Raw genomic sequence first — 18329 nt, 5'->3', positions numbered from 1 at the left:
GCGGGGCTTTCGGCCCCGCCGGTCATTCCACCGTCACCGATTTCGCAAGGTTCCGCGGCTGGTCTACATCAGTGCCTTTCGCAATCGCGGTATGATAGGCCAGCAGCTGCGCCGGCACCGCGTAAAGGATCGGCGCCCAGACCGGGTCGACTTCGGGCAGCGTCAGCTGCGCCCAGGTGCCCTGTCCGGCATGGGCAATGCCCGCCGCATCCGACAGCAAAAGCACCTTGCCATGCCGCGCCATCACCTCTTGCATATTCGACACCGTCTTGTCGAAGAGCGGGTCCGAGGGCGCCATCACGATCACCGGCACATTGGCGTCGATCAGCGCGATGGGCCCGTGTTTCAGCTCGCCAGATGCATAACCTTCAGCGTGTATGTAGCTGATTTCCTTGAGCTTAAGCGCACCTTCCAGCGCCATCGGATACATCGGCCCGCGCCCGAGGAAGAGAATGTCGCGGGCCTCTGCCAGCTCATTCGACACCGCCGAGATCTGGTCTGACAGCGCCAGCGCCGCATTCAGGAGGCCTGGCAGATTGCGCAGGCTGACGATGCGCGCGGTCAGCTCCTCGCCCGTGATCCGGCCCCGGTCAGCGGCGGCCTTCAGCGCCATCAGCGCCAGCACCATCAGCTGGCAGGAAAACGCTTTCGTCGAGGCGACGCCGATCTCGGCGCCCGCAAGGATCGGCAGCACCAGATCGCTTTCGCGCGCGATGGACGAGGTCGGCACATTCACGACCGAGACCACCTGCGCCACTTTTTCCTTCACATAGCGCAAGGCGGCCAGGGTATCGGCGGTCTCGCCCGACTGGCTGACAAACAGCGCCATCGAGCGGTCCGAGAGCACCGGCTCGCGGTAGCGGAATTCGGAGGCGACATCGATTTCCGCCGGGATGCCGGCGATCTGTTCGAACCAGTATTTCGCGACATGGGTGGCGTAGCTTGCCGTACCGCAAGCCACCATCACCACCCGGTCGATACCCGTGAAATCGAGACCCTCGGGCAGGTTCAGCGCCGGGCTGGCGCTTGATCCGGTGTAATGGCGCAAGGCATCGGCCAGCACGACCGGCTGTTCGGCGATTTCCTTGGCCATGAAATGCTTGTAGCCGCCCTTTTCCACCCGGGTGGCGCCGAGCTGGATGCGGGTCTCGGCCCGGTTGGCGCGGCGGCCTGCGGCGTCGAAAATCTCGGCACCTTTGCGGGTCAGCACCGCCCAGTCGCCCTCTTCAAGATAGGTGATGCGGTCGGTCATCGGCGCCAGCGCAATCGCATCCGATCCGACAAACATCTCGCCCTCGCCGCGCCCTATGGCGAGCGGGCTGCCCTTGCGGGCGCAGATGATCAGATCATCCTCGCCCTCAAACAGCATACAAAGCGCGAAGGCGCCCTCCAGCCGGGGCAGGGTCTCACGCGCGGCCTCGATGGGGGTTGCGCCCTTGTCCATGCTGCGTTTCAGCAGCAGCGCAACCGTTTCGGTATCGGTCTCGGATTCCTGGATATAGCCATCCGCCGCCAGCTCGCTGCGCAGCGCACGGAAATTCTCGATAATGCCGTTATGGACCACCGCCACACCGCCCGCCCGGTGGGGATGCGCATTCACCACCGTCGCGGCGCCATGCGTCGCCCAGCGGGTATGGCCGATGCCGGATTTCCCCGCCAGCGGCTCATGCACCAGCAGATCCGAGAGATTGACCAGCTTGCCCACCGCGCGGCGGCGGTCCAGCCGCCCGCTGTTCACCGTGGCGATCCCGGCGGAATCGTAGCCGCGATATTCTAGCCGCTTCAGCCCCTCGACCAGCAGCGGCGCCACTTCGTTATTGCCCAGAACACCAACTATGCCACACATGGGATTATCCTTTGCTCTTCGCGGCTTTGATCGCGCGAAGTTTTTCCATCAGCTTCAGGGCGAGACCGGGTTTGCTGACCTGTTTCGCGCGGCCCAGAGCCACGGCGCCGGCGGGCACATCTTCGGTGATCACCGAGCCCGATCCCGTCAGCGCGTCATCGCCCACCGTAACCGGTGCGACCAGCATCGTGTCCGATCCGATAAAGGCGCGTTTGCCGATCCGGGTGCGATGTTTCATCACGCCATCATAATTGCAGGTGACGGTGCCCGCGCCGATATTGGTGAACTCGCCCACATCGGCATCGCCGATATAGGTCAGGTGGCCTACCTTGACGCCTTCGTCGAGGATGGCGTTTTTGATTTCGACGAAATTGCCGACATGGACATCTTCCGCCAGTTCGGCGCCCGGGCGCAGGCGCGCAAACGGCCCGACATCAGCCCCGCGCGAGACATGGCAGCCCTCAAGATGGCAAAAGCCCTTGATTTCCGCGCCGGATTCGATGGTGACACCGGGGCCGAACAGAACATTCGGGCCGATGATCGCATCGCGGCCAATGATGGTATCGAGCGCGAAGAACACGGTCTCGGGCGCGGTGAGCGTAACGCCGGTCTCCAGTGCCTCTGCCCTTGCGCGGGACTGGAAGGCGGCTTCGGCTGCGGCCAGTTGCGCGCGGGTATTGACGCCGAGCGTCTCGGCCTCGTCGCAGACAACCACGGTGGCGGTGAGGCCTTTCGAGCGCGCGATCGCCACCACATCGGTGAGGTAATATTCGCCGCTGGCATTCGCATTGCCGATTTCCGCGATCAGCGCGAAGAGGTCTTTCGCCGAGGCGCAGATCACGCCCGAATTGCACAGCGTGACCGCGCGTTCGGCCTCGTTCGCGTCCTTATATTCGACGATCCGCTCGAGACTGTCGCCTTCGGTGATCAGGCGGCCATAGCGGCCGGGATCTGCGGCCTGGAAGCCGAGCACCACCACGGCATTCCTGGCCCGCGCCTCAAGCATCGCCTCGAGCGTTTCCGCACGGATAAAGGGGGTGTCGCCGTAAAGCACGATCACATCGCCCGGCTGGCCTTCAAGTGCTGCCCGGGCCTGGTCGACCGCATGGCCGGTGCCTTTCTGTTCTTCCTGGCGGGTGATCACCACATCAGGGTCGAATTTCAGTGCCGATGCCGCGACCTCATCGCCGCCATGTCCCACCACGACGATGGTCGCGACCGGAGAGAGCGTGGCCCCGGCGGCCATCGCATGATGCAAAAGAGGTGCCGCCGCGACTTTATGCAGGACCTTCGGAAGATCCGAATTCATGCGCGAGCCCTGGCCTGCCGCCAGGATGATGAGCGAGACCTGCATTCTGCCCCTTCCTTTTGTTTAAGGGCCGTTCTACCGAAGCCAGACAGGCCCGCCAAGGGGGGCGGCGGTCACAGAGGATTGCGGCATGTTGCAAGATCGGCTTTCGCCCGGGAAAACGCCGGAAGGCGCCCGCCGGCATGGAACGCGTGACGATGGCGCCTGCGTGGTCTTTGACCTGGACGGCACGCTCGCCGATACCAGCGCCGATCTGCTGGCCGCGGCCAATGCCTGTTTCACCGAAATGGGGCAAGGCGCGCCGCTGACATCAGCCGACAGTCTGACCGCGTTTCATGGCGGGCGGGCGATGCTGCGGCTTGGGTTCGGGCGGCTGGGGCGGGAGGTGCCGGAAGACGCGGCGATGGAGCGGCTCTATCCCGAGCTCTTGCGCCATTACCGCGCGGCGATTGCGGTGCAGACGCGGATGTATCCCGGCGCGGTCGAGACGGTGGAGGCGTTGCGCATGGCCGGCTATAAGGTTTCGGTTTGCACCAACAAGCCCTTCGCGCTGGCAGAAGAACTTTTGCGCCAGCTTGGAGTGCGCGATCTGTTCGGCGCGCTGGTGGGGGCCGATACTTTGCCGGTGCGAAAGCCCGACCCGGCACCCTATCATCTGGCGGTGGAACAGGCCGGCGGGGTGGTGGCGCGCTCGCTGCTGATCGGGGATACCGAGACCGATCTGAAAACCTCGCGCGCGGTGGGGGTGCCTTCGGTTCTGGTGACATTCGGACCTGAGGGCGCGGGGATCGCGCGGCTGGCACCGGATGCGCTGCTTGATCGCTATGAGGATCTGCCGGGGATCGTGGCGCGGCTGATCGGGTAGAGGGGGCCAGCCCCCTCGCGGCTTTGCCGCTCACCCCCGGGATATTTAGGGACAGATGAAAGGCGGGAGGAGGGGCCGGCTTTTATGTTGCCGGAATGGGGGCGGGCTGTGGAAGATTGCCGACGAGCGCAGTCTTTTGGCAGGGGCTATCCTGGAGGGCTGCGTTTCAGGCAGAAAAAAGCCCGGCGCGGGGGCCGGGCCTTTGCTCAGTGCGAGGCCAGAGGTCAGGCGGGGATCGCCATGCCTTTGCCGCGGGCGAGATCGCGCATTTTCGCCTGCAGTTTCTCGAAGGCGCGGACCTCGATCTGGCGGATGCGTTCGCGCGAGACGCCGTAGCTTTCCGACAATTCCTCAAGCGTGACCGGCTCATCGGCGAGGCGGCGCTGCATCAGGATGTCTTTCTCGCGGTCATTCAGAACCGACATTGCCTCAGAAAGCATCTCGCGGCGGGTGTCGAGCTCATCCTTTTCGGCATAGTCGCCGGCCTGATCGCTGTCTTCATCCTCGAGCCAGTCCTGCCATTGCGTGGCACCTTCGCCATCGCCGCCGATCTGAGCATTCAGCGAGGCGTCCGACCCCGAGAGGCGGCGGTTCATCTGAACCACTTCATCTTCGCTGACAGAGAGATCCTTTGCGATCTGGGCGAGGTTTTCGGGGCGCAGATCGCCTTCTTCCAGCGCGCCGACCTTGGCCTTGGCCTTGCGCAGGTTGAAGAACAGCTTTTTCTGTGCCGAGGTGGTGCCCATTTTCACAAGGCTCCAGGACCGCAGGATATATTCCTGGATCGAGGCCCGGATCCACCACATCGCATAGGTTGCCAGCCGGAAGCCTTTTTCCGGGTCGAAGCGTTTGACCGCCTGCATCAGACCGACATTGGCCTCGGAGATCACTTCGGCCTGCGGCAGGCCATAGCCGCGATAGCCCATGGCGATCTTGGCGGCGAGCCGCAGATGCGAGGTCACCAGCTGATGCGCCGATTTGCTGTCCTGGCGTTCTGTCCAGGCCTTGGCCAGCATATATTCCTGCTCGGGTTCGAGGAGCGGGAATTTGCGGATTTCCTGGAGATAGCGGTTCAGACCCTGTTCCGGGCTCGGTGCGGGAAGGTTGGTATAGGTGCTCATGCATTTGCCCCCTGTTTTCACTTCCGGTGCCATCAGCCCCCGGAGGATGATTTGACTTATGATCCAGGGACCCTCCTTACAAGGGAGCGATCTGTGGAAGATGAACGTGAGATGGGGCGTTTGGATCCCGATAAAAAGAATTGTGTCGATCGGTTCACGGGAATGTCAGGGTGCGGGCGGGGGATGGTGTCGCGCGGCGCGCCGGGCCAGAACCAGGGTCAGAAAATCCCGGCAAACAGGGAAGGAGCCGTCAGAGTGGAAAAGCCGCGCATGTCAAAGGTGATGCTGCCGGCAGGCGAGCCGGGGGTGGCGCTGGAAGTCGTTGTGGCACGGCCATCGCGGCCCGGGCCGTATCCGGTGATGGTGTTCAATCATGGCTCGACCGGCAGCGGGCAGAGCCCGGTCCTGTTCAGGCGCACGGTCAGCCCGGCGGTGATCAGTGGCTATTTCACCGCCCGGGGCTGGATGGTGGCCTTCCCACAGCGGCGCGGCCGTGGGAAATCGGGAGGGCGCTACGCGGAGGGGCTTGCCGCCGATGGCTCGGGCTATTCCTGTGAGGCAGAGGTTGCGCTTGCGGGGTTCGAGCGGGCGGTTGAGGACCTTGATGCGGTGATGCGCGGGCTGTCACAGTGGCCGGATATCGACCCCGGGCGGATGGTGACGGGCGGCGTATCGCGCGGCGGTATCCTCGCGATTGCATTTGCCGGGATGCGGCCAGGCCTGTTTCGTGGTGCGGTCAATTTCAATGGCGGCTGGCTGGGGCGGGCCTGTCCGGCGCTGGACCAGGTCAACCCGATGCTGTTCGCGCGCGGGGCTGGCGGGGCGCATGAGACGCTCTGGCTGCATGGCACTCAGGACCAGTATTACCGCATCACCCATTGCCGCCGCAATTTCGAGGCCTTTCGCGCCGCAGGCGGGCAGGGGCGGTTTTTCGCCCTGAAGGCCGGTCATGCGGCTCTGTTCAAACCCGCGCTGTGGCAGCCGCATATGGATCTCTATCTTGAGACGGTGGGGCTGGCGTGATCCTTTCGCCGCGTCTGAGCGCCATGTTGCGCCGGTCAGGGGGCGGGCATGACCTCGATCTCCTGGCGCAGGCTGCCGTCCTGGTTGAAGATCAGGATGCGGCCCGCGCCTGTGACAACGCCGATCCAGTCCGGGCCGGGCACCACCGAGGCCGCGACCTCGCCCGCAGGCAGCTGCAAGGCGGCGGGCAGGGGCGCTGTTACCGCAGGCGTATCGGATAAAGGCGCGCGCAGGCGCGTGACAAGCAGCAGGGTCACGGTTATGACACCGGCGATCATGCTCAGCATCAGCACGATCACCAGCGCCTTCAGGAAACGCAGCGAGGGCGGCAGCGCAATTTCTTCCGCATTCTCCTTCGGGGCCTGAGCCATGACTGAACCTTTCACACCTGAATCTTTCCTCGACGACGACGATCTTGCGGGTATGGCCCCGGAAGGCCCGGCTCAGGGCGGGCTGATCACCGTCACCCTCGGCCCGGATGCCGCGCCGCGCCTTGATAAGGCGCTCAGCGCCGCTGTGCCAGAGGAAGCGGCATTGTCGCGCTCAAGGCTCGCGCGACTGATCGAGGCGGGCGCTGTGAGCCGCGCGGGGGTGGTGGTCACCGATCAGAAGGCGAAGACGGCATCAGGCGAGGTCTGGGAGATCCGTATAGGCCCGGCCGAGGCGGTGGAAACCCTTGCCGAAGCGATTCCGCTGACGGTGATCTGGGAAGATGACGATCTGATCGTGATCGACAAGCCGGCGGGGATGGTGGTGCATCCGGCGCCCGGCACGCCTTCGGGCACCCTGGTCAATGCGCTTTTGCATTATTGCGGCGACCGCATTTCGGGGATCGGCGGCGAACGCCGCCCCGGCATCGTGCACCGGATCGACAAAGAGACCTCGGGGCTGATTGTCGCGGCGAAATCCGACCGGGCACATCACGGGCTCGCGGCGCAGTTCGAAGCCCATACGGTCACGCGACATTACCTCGCGATCTGCAACGGCGTGCCGGAAGGGTCGGATCCGAGGCTGCGCGGCACGCGCGGGGTCAGTTTTGAACCCGGCGGCGTGATCCGGATCGCGACGAACCTCGCCCGACACCGCAACGACCGTCAGAAACAGGCGGTGACCTGGCCGCCAGAGGGACGCCATGCCGTGACCCGGACCCGGGTGGTCGAGGGGTTTTCAGGCCAGGCGGCCCTGGTCGATTGCTGGCTCGAGACCGGGCGCACCCATCAGATCCGCGTGCATCTGACCTGGGCAGGCCATGGTCTGATCGGCGATCCGACCTATGGCGGGCGGCGTAAACTGTCGGAGAAACTTCTCGGTGAGGCCGCGCAGGCCGCCGCCGCCTTTCCGCGCCAGGCGCTGCATGCGGCAAGCCTCGGGTTCGACCATCCGGTGACAGGTGAGCGGCTGGAGTTTCGCTCCGACCTGCCCGAAGATATGGCGGCGCTGCTCGGGGCGCTGCGTGCGGCGGGGGCGCCCGGCTGAGGGCGGCTCCGCATCCCCGAAAAAAAACCGGCGGTGGGAGGCGGATGCTATTCCTCTTTCCAATCAGGTTTGCGGCGATTAGAAAAAGGAAATTCCGGTTTCTTTCAGGTTTTGCGCCTGAGGCCTTTTCCCGGCCAGAGACTGACGCTTTGGCGCAGAAAATGCGGCAGGAGCAGACTGACCGGGGCAAGTGGAACGCGGATCGAAATTCTGCGGCCGGCCCCGTTCCTGTCGTCAGATCACCGGCGGGACGCCCCCGCAAACGCGAGGACAGATGCGCACCATTACCACGACCGAAGAGCTTGCGTCATTTTGCGCAGCGGCCAAATCAGCCCCCTATGTCACCATCGACACAGAATTCCTGCGCGAGCGTACCTATTGGTCAAAGCTCTGCCTGATTCAGATGGCGCTGCCGGGCAAGGACGGAGACGCGGTCCTCGTTGACCCGATCATCGGCGAAGAGATGTCGATGGAGCCGCTTTATGACCTCTTCCGCCATGAGGCGACGGTGAAGGTCTTCCATGCGGCGCGCCAGGATCTGGAGATCTTTTTCGTCGAAGGCGGTGTCTTCCCGGTGCCGCTGTTCGATACGCAAATCGCTGCCATGGTCTGCGGTTTCGGCGAGCAGGTCGGCTATGAGACGCTGGTCAGGAAAATCGCGCGGGCCAATCTCGACAAGACCTCGCGGTTCACCGACTGGTCGCGCCGGCCTTTGTCCGAGGCACAGAAGGAATATGCCCTGGCCGACGTCACCCATTTGAGGGTGATCTATGAATGGCTGGCGGCGCAATTGCAGAAAAACGGCCGCGCCCCCTGGGTCGAGGAAGAGCTGGCTGTGCTGACCGATCCGGCCACCTATACGGTGCATCCGGATGAGGCCTGGAAGCGGATCAAGACCCGCACCTCATCCGGGCGGTTCCTGGCCATTGTGCGCGAACTGGCGAAATTCCGCGAGAGCTGGTCGCAGGGCCAGAACGTGCCGCGCTCGCGGGTGATGAAGGATGATGCGCTGCTGGAACTCGCCTCGACCCGTCCGACTTCGATGGAGGAACTCGGGCGCTCGCGGCTCCTGCTGCGCGAGGGCAGAAAGCCTGAGATTGCCGAGGGAATCCTCGCAGCGATCCAGGCCGGGATGGAAGCGCGGACCGAAGATCTGCCCAAGGTGGTGCAGCAACCCGATCAGCCGCAGACCAACGGCGCGCTGGCTGATCTGTTGCGGGTGCTGCTCAAAGCAAAATCCGAACAGCTGGGCGTGGCGCCCCGGCTGATCGCGGCCGCGTCGGATCTGGATGCAATTGCCGCAGGTAAGCGCGATGTCGAAGCGCTGAAAGGCTGGCGCGGCGAGGTTTTCGGTGACGAGGCACTGCGCCTGTGCAAAGGCGAAATCGCTCTGACCGCCAGAGGCACCGAAATCCGTACGATCCGGATCTGATCATCGGCCTGGAACTGCGACAAAAGAAGAAGGGGGCTGTCTGCCCCCCGGTCCGCTGCGCGGCCCTCCCCCCGAGGATACTTAGGGACAGATGAAAGACGCTTTCTTTTCACGTGTCTGAAAATATCCCCGGGGGAGGCCGAAGGCCGTGGGGGCAGGCAGCCCCCATCCGCGATCAGCGACCGGCGGAACGGGCGTCATTCGCGCCCTGGACCACGATCTTACGCACATTGGCCAGCCTGATCTTCGACAGGTGCAGCGCCACCGTCACCTCGCGCGAGCGTTGCGTATTGGCGGGCTGCGCCTTGAACGGGGGCGAGATGCGGAAATCCAGCACCAGGACACCTTCCGGCGTTACCGGTTGCGGCACCAGCGACGCCTCCCACCAGCCCTGGGTCGGCGTCAGCCCGGTCGCCCGGACGATTGCGCCCGAAGAGACCTGCTCGATTTTCATATCAAGCACCGTCTGGACCCGTTCGCGCTGGTCCTGAGGCGTCTCTTCGATCACCACCTTTTCCGCAGGCTCTGATGTCCCGAACCAGTTAAACGGGTTCAGCCGGCTGTCTCTCATTCCGCCACAGGCGGCTAGCGTCAGCAAAAGGCAAACAGCGGTCGCTTTGCGGATCATCCGTCACTCTCCATCATCCATCCCTTCGGTATCGCGAAAGTCGCGCTTTGAAAAGCCGCCGCAGCAGAACCTTGCCCGCATCGTTGTCCAATGAGCGCTCTGGACCTTGCCCGCGCACGCGGCTAGGCCAGTCGGGCAGAAGGAGAACCGCCATGGCCACGCCCGCATTCGAGGAAATTGCCGAGACCCTGGAATTCCTGGACGACTGGGAAGAGCGCTATCGCCATGTCATTGAGCTGGGCAAGGCGATGCCGGCACTGGATGCCAGTTTCCACGTTCCCGCCTATAAGGTCGAGGGCTGCGCGAGCCAGGTCTGGCTGCGCCCGCAGATCACCCCGGAGCGGTTCGATTTCCAGGGCGACTCGGATGCGATGATCGTCCGCGGGCTGATCGCCATCCTGCACGCGCTTTACGCGGGCCTCACGCCGGCCGAGGTGCTCAAAGTCGATGCGCTCGCGGAATTCGCGCGGATCGGGCTGAAGGAAAACCTCTCCGCGCAGCGCTCTAACGGGCTGCACGCCATGGTGGAACGGATCCGCCTGCTTGCCGGCAGCTGATCAGCGCCGCGTATCAGAGCGGCGCGCAGGCGGCTTTGAGCCATTCGCGGGTCGGTTCGGTGACGCGCGGCCCGATCAGCGCAAGCACCCTTGCGTGATAGTGGTCAAGCCAGGCGCGCTCCTCCGCTGACATCTGTGCGGCAAGGATCAGCCTTCGGTCAAAGGGCGCCAGGGTCAGCGTGTCGAAACAAAGCTGGTCACGGTTGTCGCCAAGGGCAGGGGCCTCTGTCACCACGATCAGGTTTTCAAGCCGGATGCCGAAGGCCCCCTCGCGGTAATAGCCCGGCTCGTTCGAGAGGATCATCCCCGGCTCGAGCGGAACTTCTGAGATCCGTGAGATCCGCTGCGGCCCCTCATGCACCGAAAGAAACGCGCCGACCCCATGCCCGGTGCCGTGATTGTAATCGAGACCGCGCGTCCAGAGGAATTGCCGCGCCAGCGGGTCGAGATCGCGCCCCGAAAGCCCGCGCGGCCAGCGCGCGGTCGAGACCGCGATCATGCCGCGCAGCACTGCTGTATAGCAATTGCGCGCCTCATTACCCGGATCGCCAATCGCGATGGTGCGGGTGATATCGGTGGTGCCATCCTTGTACTGCGCGCCGGAATCCACCAGCAGCAACTCGCCATGGCTCAAAGCGCGGTCGGTATCTTCCGTCACCCGGTAATGGATGATCGCGCCATCGGGGCCGGCGCCGCAGATCGTATCAAAACTGATATCATGCAGAAGATTGGTCGCACGGCGAAAGCTTTCCAGCGCTCCGACCACCGAGATCTCGGTAAGATCGCCGGGGGCATTGGCATCGAGCCAGCACAGAAACTCGCAAACCGCCGAACCGTCGCGCAGATGCGCTTCGGCGGTGGCCGCAATTTCGATCGCGTTCTTGCGCGCCTTCGGCAGAAGACAGGGGTCGGGACCTGCGCTGACCGCAATGCCAGCCTCCTCCAGCTCAGACCAGACCGCCAGCGGTGCAGATCCCGGATCAAGCCGCACCGGGCCGGAAAGCAGGCGCAGCGCCGGCGCGAAAGCGGCGGGTGGGCGCAACGTGACCTCTGGGCCCAGAATCGCCCGCAGCTCCGGATCAAACTTCGCGGGTTCCGCAAAGAGGCTGAGGCGGCCATCGGCAAAGATCACGGCGAAAGCCTGCACCACCGGATTGCGCGGCACATCGCCGCCCCGGATGTTCAGCAGCCAGCAGATCGAATCGGGCAGGGTGATCACCGCCGCCGCCTCACCGCGCGCGGCCAGCGCCGCCCCGATCCGGTGGCGCTTGTCGGTGGCGCTTTCGCCGGCCAGCGCTTCGGGATGCGCGAAGGCTGCCACACAGGGCGCGCCGGGCCGGTCGGCCCAGATCCGGTCGACCAGATTGCCACAGGGCCTGAGCGTCACAGCGCTGCCCTCAAGCGCGCGTTCCAGCCGCTGGATCTCATCGCGCGTATGCAGCCAGGGGTCAAAGCCGATCACGCCAGCAACAGCAGTGCCCCGGATCCACTCACCGGTCTGGATTTCCGGCCAGGGAACCGGCGTGAAATGGCCCTGATCGACCTGATCCTTCACCTGGGTCCGATACCGCCCGTCGATGAAGACCCCGGCCCGATCCGTCAGCGCCACACAGAACCCGGCCGATCCGGTGAACCCCGTCAGCCAGGCCAGCCGCGCATCGCAATCGGCGACATATTCCCCCTGATGCGCATCGGCGCGCGGCACGATGAAGCCCCAAAGCCCCTCCGCCGCCATCTCCCCGCGCAAAGCAGCAAGCCGCCCCGGCCCCGCTTCCGGTGAGGCCGGATTGTCAAAGCTCTGAAACATGGAAAGGCTCCATTTTCTGTCTCTAAATATCCCGGGGGAGTCCCGGAACGGGACGGGGGCAGCGCCCCCTTACCCGGTTTTCCGCATCCCCGCCCGTTTGGCAGCGCGCGGATCCTTGTCAAACAGCCCCGCCAGCTGCTCGGTCATAGCCCCCGCCAGTTGCTCGACATCGGTGATGGTGACCGCGCGCTGATAATAGCGCGTCACATCATGGCCGATCCCGATCGCGATCAGCTCGACCGCGCGGCGCTTTTCCACCATCGCGATCACATCGCGCAGATGTTTCTCGAGGAAACTCGCCGGGTTCACCGACAGGGTCGAATCGTCAACCGGCGCGCCATCCGAGATCACCATCAGGATCCGCCGCGCCTCTGGGCGCGCCAGCATCCGGCGATGCGCCCATTCCAGCGCCTCGCCGTCGATATTCTCCTTCAGGAGCCCCTCTTTCATCATCAGGCCCAGATTGGGCCGCACCCGCCGCCAGGGCGCATCGGCACTTTTATAGATGATATGGCGCAGATCATTCAGCCGGCCCGGCTGCTGCGGCCGACCCTCGGCGAGCCATTTCTCCCGGCTCTGGCCACCTTTCCAGGCGCGGGTGGTGAAACCGAGGATCTCGGTCTTGACCTGGCAGCGCTCCAGGGTGCGGGCAAGAACATCGGCACAGATCGCCGCGATCGAGATCGGCCGCCCGCGCATCGACCCCGAATTGTCGATCAGCAGTGTCACCACCGTGTCGCGGAACTCGGTATCCTTTTCCCATTTGAACGAAAGCGGCGTGGTCGGGTTCGCGACGACCCGTGCAAGCCGCCCGGCATCCAGTACGCCCTCTTCAAGGTCAAACAGCCAGGAGCGGTTCTGCTGCGCCTGCAGACGCCGCTGCAATTTGTTCGCCAGCCGCCCCACTGCGCCTTTCAGCGGGTCAAGCTGCTGATCGAGATAGGCCCGGAGGCGCTCCAGCTCTGCCGGTTCCGCCAGTTCTTCGGCGCGGATCTCTTCGTCAAACTGAGTCGTGTAGACGGTGTAATTCGGATCGGCATCGGAATGGGGGGCGGGAGGCGGCGGCTCCAGCGGCGCCTCGCCCTCGGGCATCTCGGTCTCATCGCCAAGCTCCATCTCGGCATTGTCGTCCATCTGGACCTGAGCCTGAGATTCGTCCTGCTGTTCTTCCTGGGACCGCTCGGGCGAGGCCTCTGCCTCTTCACCCTGCTCCTCTTCACCCTCCTGTTGATCGGGGCTGTCCTGATCCTCTTCGGCCTCGTCGCCGGCCTCGTCGTCATCGGGGCGATCCGGGTCATCGCCCAGCTGATCGCCATAGCCGAGATCCTGGATCACCTGGCGCGCCAGCCGCGCGAAAGCCGACTGATCCGAGAGCACCTCATCGAGGTTCCCCAGCGTGCCGCCGGCCTGTTCCTCGATAAAGCCGCGCCAGAGCGACATCACATTCTCGGCGCCGCCCGGCAATTTCCGCCCGGTGGCAAGCGCGCGGACCAGGTAGCCCGCCGCGACCGGCAAAGGTGCATCCTGGGCCGAAGCGATCTGCGAATAGCCCTTGCGATCCGCTTCCTGGCCGATCTTTGCATCGATATTGGTGGCCGTGCCGGGCATCACCCGGGCGCCCATCGCCTCGCAGCGCGCGGTCTCCATCGCCTCGTAAATATCGCGGGCCAGCTGTCCGACCGGCGCATATTTCGCCGCCGTCTTCTCATCATGAAACTTGCGCCGCATCGCGAAAGCATCCGCCGTGCCACGGGCGAGCATTACCTCATCCCGCGTCATACGCCGCGAAACCTGCGGCAGCCGGACGCCATCGCGGTTCATGCCGGGCGGGTCGACCGAATAGGAAACGGTCATCTCCGGATCGTCGGCCAACACTTTCGTGGCCTCGGCAAGGGCTTTTTTAAAAGGATCGGCGGGATTATCGGCGGGTTTGCTCATGGATGGACCCTGTCACCGGCGCGGGTGGAGATGCAAGGAAAATACCGCAGACCGGGGAGGGGGGCTGTCTGCCCCCCGGTCCGCTGCGCGGCCCTCCCCCCGAGGATATTTAAAGACAGAAAATATGCGAAAACCTGCTTTCATTTTCTGTCTGAAAATATCCTCGGGGGGAGGCCGAAGGCCGCGGGGGGCAGGCAGCCCCCCGTCTTCTTCTTACTTCATGGCCATCGAGGCGGCGGATTCCGGCAGCTCTTCATTGAAGCAGCGCTGGTAGAACTCGGCGACGGTCTGACGCTCCAGCTCATCGCATTTGTTCAGGAAGGAAAGCCGGAATGCATAGCCCACATTGCGGAAGATCTGCGCGTTCTGGGCCCAGTTCAGCACGGTACGCGGCGACATTACGGTCGAGAGATCACCGTTCATGAAGGCAGTACGGGTAAGGTCGGCCACTGTCACCATCTGGCTCATGGTTTTACGGCCCTCGGCCGTGTTGTAATGCGGGTTTTTCGCCAGGACGATGGCGGTTTCCGCATCATGTGACAGGTAATTCAGCGTGGCGACCAGCGACCAGCGGTCCATCTGGGCCTGGTTGATCTGCTGCACCCCGTGATAGAGGCCGGTTGTGTCGCCAAGGCCCACCGTATTCGCGGTTGCGAACAGGCGGAAGGACGGATGCGGCGTGATGATCTCATTCTGATCGAGCAGCGTCAGCTTGCCGTCATGCTCCAGCACACGCTGGATCACGAACATCACATCGGCGCGGCCGGCATCGTATTCGTCGAACACAATCGCCACCGGGTTGCGCAGGGCCCAGGGCAGGATGCCCTCCTGGAATTTCGTCACCTGACGTCCGTCTTCCAGTTTGATCGCATCCTTACCGATCAGGTCGATCCGGCTGATATGGCTGTCGAGGTTGACGCGCACACAGGGCCAGTTCAGCCGCGCGGCGACCTGTTCGATATGGGTCGATTTCCCGGTGCCGTGATAGCCCTGGATCATCACCCGGCGATTATAGGCAAAGCCTGCCAGAATCGCGAGCGTGGTATCGGGGTCGAACTTATAGGTGCTGTCGATCTCGGGCACGCGATCTGTGCGATCGGCGAAGCCCTTGACCCGCATATCGGTATCGATGCCGAACACCTCGCGGACAGAGATTTCTTCGGTCGGCTTGATCGCATTCTCGGGCATGGTTACGTCCAGATTTCGGGCAAATTTCAGGCGGTCCCGAGTTCATGGAACATTACGCACAGACGTGCAAGAGCGGCTTTGGTCGGGAGACTTGTAACCGGCATTGGGGCAAGCGTCAGCGGTGATGGCCCAGGCGTCAGCTCTGCAAACCCCGCCAGCGGAGGATGGCAGATGGGCGCCGGCCTTTTCTCAGCCTGGCGTAGCGCGGTTTCTGTCTGCCGGGCACCACTCACAGATCGCAACGGCGGCGATCAGCACGAGCAGCGACAGGCTTTCATGGTAGAGGAGCGATGCCGCCGCATTCGGCAACGCAATCAGCAGTTCAGCAATGGCGGTGGGCAGCGATGGCGCAAGTTTCGCGCCAATCTGGCCCATCCCGCTCAGCGGCGCGCTAAGGTGATCGAAGCTGAGCCCTGCGATCATGGCGCTGACGCCGTAAACCGGGACAATGAGCGTTGAAGCGATCTTCGGCCACCAGCCGGACCGCCGCCAGAACGGGGTGAAAAGCGCCGCGGCAACTGCCGCGAAGCCAATCAGAAACCAGGGCGTCGAGGTGAGGCCAATCAAGTGCAGATTCCGCGCCGGTTCTTCCGAAAAGGCGACGCGAATCGCCAGCGCAAGCAAGGTCGCCAGCGCCATGACCGCAGCATTCTGCTTTCGGCTCATTCTGTCTGCCCGTCCTTGTTTGGCTTGCGGCCGCAAAAGCCTGTGGCGATGGCTTTCAACTCTGCCTCAGTCGCGGAAATGCCGGCTGTCCTTGATCTGGTCCCAGGCCCAGACCACCTCTTGCAGCATCTCTTCCTGACTGCGGTCTCCGCCATTCATATCCGGGTGAAGAACCTTGATCAGGCCTTTGTATTGCTTGCGGATTTCCGTTTTGGTCATGGTGTCGCGGGAATCTAGGATCTCCAGTGCCTTCCTCTCGGTCGGCGGCAATTTGCGCGTGGCGCCGGTCGAGGCGGTCGAGGGCGCCGAACGGGTGCCTTTCTCGCCAAGGATCTCCAGCGGGTCATTCACCCCCATCCGGGCCCAGGCATTGCCGTCATCCTTTTTGGAAAACGGCTTGGTCTCGCGCTCCCAAAGCCGGTCTTTCTCGACGATGCGTCTGAATTCCTCATCCGAGGTGCCGTCAAAGAAATTCCACTTCAGGTTGTATTCGCGAATATGGTCCTTACAGAACCAGAAAAATTCGTCGAGCTGCTCACGCGATTTCGGCGCACGGAACTCGCCGCCTCTGTCGCAATCAGGGTAGTCACAGCGATGCGTCGAGGTTGCAGCCGCAGAGACACCGGCGCGGCGGCCGGCGGATTTACGCTTCTTATCCGTGGAAACACGGAGATCGAATTCGAATGGGTTCTTACTGACCATTGGATAGAGGGCCTTATGCTGCCTTTCCGACTCGGGCGGCCAAGTTTAGGTGATTTAGCGGCGGATTGAAGAGGGGGTAGGTGAAAATGCCTGTGATTGACGAAATCGAGACAAAGCTGCGCGCGGCTTTCGCACCGGATGAGCTGGAGGTGCTGAATGAAAGCCATCGCCATGCCGGGCATTCCGGCGATGATGGCACCGGCGAGACGCATTTCGCGGTGCGCATCCGCGCCGGTGTTTTCGCGCCGATGAGCCGGATCGCCAGGCATCGCGCGGTGCTGGCGGCGCTTGAAGATATTCCGGGGCGTATCCACGCGCTGGCGCTGGATATCGGCTGAAACCGGCTTACGGGCCGGGGGGCACTGCTGCCCCGGCTGCGGATATGCGAGGCTTTCTCCACGTGGATATGCAGGGAGGATGCCATGCAGTTCAATCCCGAGACCGATCTGCGGATCGAGCGCCGCTTTCAGTCCGCGCCCGACCGCATCTGGCGCTGTCTGACCGAGCCCGCCCTGATCGAGGCCTGGTTCGCCCCGCGCCCCGTTGTCACCCGCGATGTCAGCCTGGATCTGCGACCGGGCGGTTCCTTCCGTTCGGTGATGGATGTGCCGGGGCATGGCGAGATGCCGGGTCATGGCTGCGTGCTTGAGGTGGTTTCCGGGCGGCGCCTCGTCTGGACCGATCTGATGCGTGGCGGCTGGCACCCGAATGAGGGCAGCTTTGGCTTTACCGCAGTGATGGAGGTGCTGCCCGACGGTGCGGGCTCGCTTTACCGCGCCAATGCGCTGCACCGCACAGCGGCGCAAAAGGCAGAGCATGAGAAAATGGGCTTTCACGACGGCTGGGGCGCGGCCGCCGATCAGCTGGGAGCGCTTGCGCTGACGCTTTAATCCCCGGCGGTGACAGCCCGGGGACGACAGGGAGACAACAGGGGCTGGCCGCGTCTGACCTGACGTCTGGCATGGCGCGCGGGGCGCGGATCGCCACAAGCACCGCATCCCCTGCCGCCACAGCGCCGCAGCCTTATCGGCTGCCAACATAAGGTTCGTTACAACGGCCCGCGTCAGAAGATCGCGGTATCGCGGTTTTCGCGCGGCTCTGCCATGGACTTCCCCCCTGATTCTGCCGCCATTCTGCCAGGCCGGGCAGCGTCTGGCAGGGGTGCAGCTGAAGGAGCGTTTCACCATGACCCGGATCCCGCCTCCCGCTTCAACCCCGCGCCTGGCCGCGCTGGCCGTGGTGGTGCATGAGGGCAGGGTGCTGCTGGTGCGGCGCCGGAACCCGCCTGACCAGGGGCTCTGGGGCTATCCCGGCGGCAAGGTGGAGTTCGGCGAGCGCGTCTGCGACGCGGCCCTGCGCGAGCTGGCTGAGGAAACCGGGATCATCGCGGCTGTCATCCGCCAGCTGCCCGGGCTTGATATCATCGGGCCGGTCCGCGCGGGCGCAGAGGCGCCGGTGCGCGCGCGCGCAGAGGCGGCAGAGGAGGCCGCCTGGCATTATTTCCTCGTGCCGGTGATCTGCCGCTACCTCTCGGGCGAGGTTCTGGCGGCGGATGATGCCGAAGAGGCTGCCTGGTTTTCCTGTGACGCGGTGCTCGCCCGCGCCCTTGCGATGAGCGCTGATGTCGATGCGGTTCTGCGGGCGGCGCTTCACAAGGCAGAGATCGTCGCCCCGTGAGCCGCTGCCAGAGCGGAACCCGGGCCTGAACCCCGCGCCGCCCCCTTGTAACCTCCGGGGCGCGGGTCCAGGTATTCATCTATAAGGAAAGGGA

General features: G+C 64.0%; 18 protein-coding genes. 8 read left to right on the top strand and 10 right to left on the bottom strand.

Annotated features, from left to right (window positions below; all coding sequences use genetic code 11):
- Positions 1 to 22: 22 nt before the first annotated feature.
- Together glmS and glmU are read right to left on the bottom strand one after the other, a co-directional pair.
- Positions 23 to 1846: a glutamine--fructose-6-phosphate transaminase (isomerizing) gene (gene glmS / locus AC4FS3_RS15595; protein WP_491021322.1), complete on the bottom strand. Its 1824-nt coding sequence runs from the start codon at positions 1844 to 1846 to the stop codon at positions 23 to 25.
- A 4-nt stretch (positions 1847 to 1850) separates the two neighbouring features.
- Entirely contained in the window at positions 1851 to 3200 is a 1350-nt protein-coding gene (glmU, locus tag AC4FS3_RS15590; protein ID WP_491021321.1) for a bifunctional UDP-N-acetylglucosamine diphosphorylase/glucosamine-1-phosphate N-acetyltransferase GlmU, read from the bottom strand.
- Positions 3201 to 3285: 85 nt separating this feature from the next.
- Between glmU and AC4FS3_RS15585 the strand changes: the two genes are divergently transcribed.
- A complete protein-coding gene (locus AC4FS3_RS15585) occupies positions 3286 to 4020 on the top strand; it encodes an HAD-IA family hydrolase (RefSeq protein ID WP_491021320.1) in 735 nt (244 codons plus the stop codon).
- A gap of 224 nt (positions 4021 to 4244) precedes the next feature.
- Here AC4FS3_RS15585 and rpoH read toward each other — a convergent pair whose 3' ends face one another.
- The gene (gene rpoH / locus AC4FS3_RS15580) at positions 4245 to 5141 is read right to left on the bottom strand and encodes an RNA polymerase sigma factor RpoH (RefSeq protein ID WP_198837472.1); all 897 of its coding nucleotides are present in this window, start codon (positions 5139 to 5141) and stop codon (positions 4245 to 4247) included.
- A 255-nt stretch (positions 5142 to 5396) separates the two neighbouring features.
- Between rpoH and AC4FS3_RS15575 the strand changes: the two genes are divergently transcribed.
- Positions 5397 to 6164, top strand: a complete 768-nt coding sequence (locus tag AC4FS3_RS15575) for an alpha/beta hydrolase family protein (RefSeq protein ID WP_491021319.1) — start codon at positions 5397 to 5399, stop codon at positions 6162 to 6164.
- A 35-nt stretch (positions 6165 to 6199) separates the two neighbouring features.
- Here the strand turns inward: AC4FS3_RS15575 and AC4FS3_RS15570 are convergent, their stop codons facing one another.
- Positions 6200 to 6535: a DUF6476 family protein gene (locus AC4FS3_RS15570; protein WP_491021318.1), complete on the bottom strand. Its 336-nt coding sequence runs from the start codon at positions 6533 to 6535 to the stop codon at positions 6200 to 6202.
- A 52-nt stretch (positions 6536 to 6587) separates the two neighbouring features.
- On the opposite strand from AC4FS3_RS15570, the gene AC4FS3_RS15565 reads away from it, so the two are divergent.
- On the top strand, positions 6588 to 7640 hold the full coding sequence (locus AC4FS3_RS15565; RefSeq protein ID WP_491021353.1) for an RluA family pseudouridine synthase: 1053 nt from the start codon (positions 6588 to 6590) through the stop codon (positions 7638 to 7640).
- Between the two features lie 274 nt (positions 7641 to 7914).
- Complete coding sequence (gene rnd, locus AC4FS3_RS15560) at positions 7915 to 9072, top strand: ribonuclease D (RefSeq protein WP_491021317.1); 1158 nt, start codon at positions 7915 to 7917, stop codon at positions 9070 to 9072.
- Positions 9073 to 9247: 175 nt separating this feature from the next.
- Here the strand turns inward: rnd and AC4FS3_RS15555 are convergent, their stop codons facing one another.
- Positions 9248 to 9700, bottom strand: coding sequence for a hypothetical protein (locus AC4FS3_RS15555; protein WP_491021316.1), 453 nt, complete (start codon positions 9698 to 9700; stop codon positions 9248 to 9250).
- 152 nt (positions 9701 to 9852) lie between these two features.
- Here AC4FS3_RS15555 and AC4FS3_RS15550 point away from each other — a divergent pair, with 152 nt between their 5' ends.
- Complete coding sequence (locus AC4FS3_RS15550) at positions 9853 to 10257, top strand: SufE family protein (protein ID WP_491021315.1); 405 nt, start codon at positions 9853 to 9855, stop codon at positions 10255 to 10257.
- Between the two features lie 13 nt (positions 10258 to 10270).
- Here the strand turns inward: AC4FS3_RS15550 and AC4FS3_RS15545 are convergent, their stop codons facing one another.
- The 5 genes from AC4FS3_RS15545 to AC4FS3_RS15525 all read right to left on the bottom strand — a co-directional run bounded on the left by AC4FS3_RS15545 (position 10271) and on the right by AC4FS3_RS15525 (position 16558).
- Positions 10271 to 12064, bottom strand: coding sequence for an aminopeptidase P family protein (locus AC4FS3_RS15545; RefSeq protein WP_491021314.1), 1794 nt, complete (start codon positions 12062 to 12064; stop codon positions 10271 to 10273).
- Positions 12065 to 12133: 69 nt separating this feature from the next.
- Positions 12134 to 14002: a cobaltochelatase subunit CobT gene (cobT, locus tag AC4FS3_RS15540; RefSeq protein ID WP_491021313.1), complete on the bottom strand. Its 1869-nt coding sequence runs from the start codon at positions 14000 to 14002 to the stop codon at positions 12134 to 12136.
- A gap of 213 nt (positions 14003 to 14215) precedes the next feature.
- A complete protein-coding gene (gene cobS / locus AC4FS3_RS15535) occupies positions 14216 to 15190 on the bottom strand; it encodes a cobaltochelatase subunit CobS (protein ID WP_283177658.1) in 975 nt (324 codons plus the stop codon).
- Positions 15191 to 15379: 189 nt separating this feature from the next.
- Positions 15380 to 15829 (bottom strand): hypothetical protein, encoded by a 450-nt coding sequence (locus AC4FS3_RS15530; protein WP_491021312.1) that lies wholly within the window; start codon positions 15827 to 15829, stop codon positions 15380 to 15382.
- Positions 15830 to 15922: 93 nt separating this feature from the next.
- Positions 15923 to 16558 carry a J domain-containing protein gene (locus tag AC4FS3_RS15525; protein WP_198837482.1) on the bottom strand — a complete coding sequence of 212 codons (636 nt, stop codon included), beginning with the start codon at positions 16556 to 16558 and terminating at the stop codon, positions 15923 to 15925.
- Between the two features lie 86 nt (positions 16559 to 16644).
- On the opposite strand from AC4FS3_RS15525, the gene AC4FS3_RS15520 reads away from it, so the two are divergent.
- The 3 genes from AC4FS3_RS15520 (at position 16645) to AC4FS3_RS15510 (ending at position 18235) form a co-directional block, all read left to right on the top strand.
- Positions 16645 to 16896: a BolA family protein gene (locus AC4FS3_RS15520; protein WP_491021311.1), complete on the top strand. Its 252-nt coding sequence runs from the start codon at positions 16645 to 16647 to the stop codon at positions 16894 to 16896.
- Positions 16897 to 16980: 84 nt separating this feature from the next.
- On the top strand, positions 16981 to 17448 hold the full coding sequence (locus AC4FS3_RS15515) for an SRPBCC family protein (protein WP_491021310.1): 468 nt from the start codon (positions 16981 to 16983) through the stop codon (positions 17446 to 17448).
- A 295-nt stretch (positions 17449 to 17743) separates the two neighbouring features.
- On the top strand, positions 17744 to 18235 hold the full coding sequence (locus AC4FS3_RS15510) for an NUDIX hydrolase (protein ID WP_491021309.1): 492 nt from the start codon (positions 17744 to 17746) through the stop codon (positions 18233 to 18235).
- Positions 18236 to 18329: the final 94 nt, after the last annotated feature.

The organism is Pseudogemmobacter sp. TB195 (assembly GCF_058313095.1).
Note: the sequence above shows the minus strand (reverse complement) of the source record. Positions and strands in the feature narration are given on the sequence as shown.

What these genes read in the sequence shown, in the direction of transcription:
- glmS (WP_491021322.1), bottom strand. Translation starts at nt 1,846, where the DNA reads ATGTGTGGCATAGTTGGTGTTCTGGGCAATAACGAAGTGGCGCCGCTG.
- glmU (WP_491021321.1), bottom strand. Translation starts at nt 3,200, where the DNA reads ATGCAGGTCTCGCTCATCATCCTGGCGGCAGGCCAGGGCTCGCGCATG.
- AC4FS3_RS15585 (WP_491021320.1), top strand. Translation starts at nt 3,286, where the DNA reads ATGTTGCAAGATCGGCTTTCGCCCGGGAAAACGCCGGAAGGCGCCCGC.
- rpoH (WP_198837472.1), bottom strand. Translation starts at nt 5,141, where the DNA reads ATGAGCACCTATACCAACCTTCCCGCACCGAGCCCGGAACAGGGTCTG.
- AC4FS3_RS15570 (WP_491021318.1), bottom strand. Translation starts at nt 6,535, where the DNA reads ATGGCTCAGGCCCCGAAGGAGAATGCGGAAGAAATTGCGCTGCCGCCC.
- AC4FS3_RS15565 (WP_491021353.1), top strand. Translation starts at nt 6,588, where the DNA reads ATGGCCCCGGAAGGCCCGGCTCAGGGCGGGCTGATCACCGTCACCCTC.
- rnd (WP_491021317.1), top strand. Translation starts at nt 7,915, where the DNA reads ATGCGCACCATTACCACGACCGAAGAGCTTGCGTCATTTTGCGCAGCG.
- AC4FS3_RS15555 (WP_491021316.1), bottom strand. Translation starts at nt 9,700, where the DNA reads ATGATCCGCAAAGCGACCGCTGTTTGCCTTTTGCTGACGCTAGCCGCC.
- AC4FS3_RS15550 (WP_491021315.1), top strand. Translation starts at nt 9,853, where the DNA reads ATGGCCACGCCCGCATTCGAGGAAATTGCCGAGACCCTGGAATTCCTG.
- AC4FS3_RS15545 (WP_491021314.1), bottom strand. Translation starts at nt 12,064, where the DNA reads ATGTTTCAGAGCTTTGACAATCCGGCCTCACCGGAAGCGGGGCCGGGG.
- cobT (WP_491021313.1), bottom strand. Translation starts at nt 14,002, where the DNA reads ATGAGCAAACCCGCCGATAATCCCGCCGATCCTTTTAAAAAAGCCCTT.
- cobS (WP_283177658.1), bottom strand. Translation starts at nt 15,190, where the DNA reads ATGCCCGAGAATGCGATCAAGCCGACCGAAGAAATCTCTGTCCGCGAG.
- AC4FS3_RS15530 (WP_491021312.1), bottom strand. Translation starts at nt 15,829, where the DNA reads ATGGCGCTGGCGACCTTGCTTGCGCTGGCGATTCGCGTCGCCTTTTCG.
- AC4FS3_RS15525 (WP_198837482.1), bottom strand. Translation starts at nt 16,558, where the DNA reads ATGGTCAGTAAGAACCCATTCGAATTCGATCTCCGTGTTTCCACGGAT.
- AC4FS3_RS15520 (WP_491021311.1), top strand. Translation starts at nt 16,645, where the DNA reads ATGCCTGTGATTGACGAAATCGAGACAAAGCTGCGCGCGGCTTTCGCA.
- AC4FS3_RS15515 (WP_491021310.1), top strand. Translation starts at nt 16,981, where the DNA reads ATGCAGTTCAATCCCGAGACCGATCTGCGGATCGAGCGCCGCTTTCAG.
- AC4FS3_RS15510 (WP_491021309.1), top strand. Translation starts at nt 17,744, where the DNA reads ATGACCCGGATCCCGCCTCCCGCTTCAACCCCGCGCCTGGCCGCGCTG.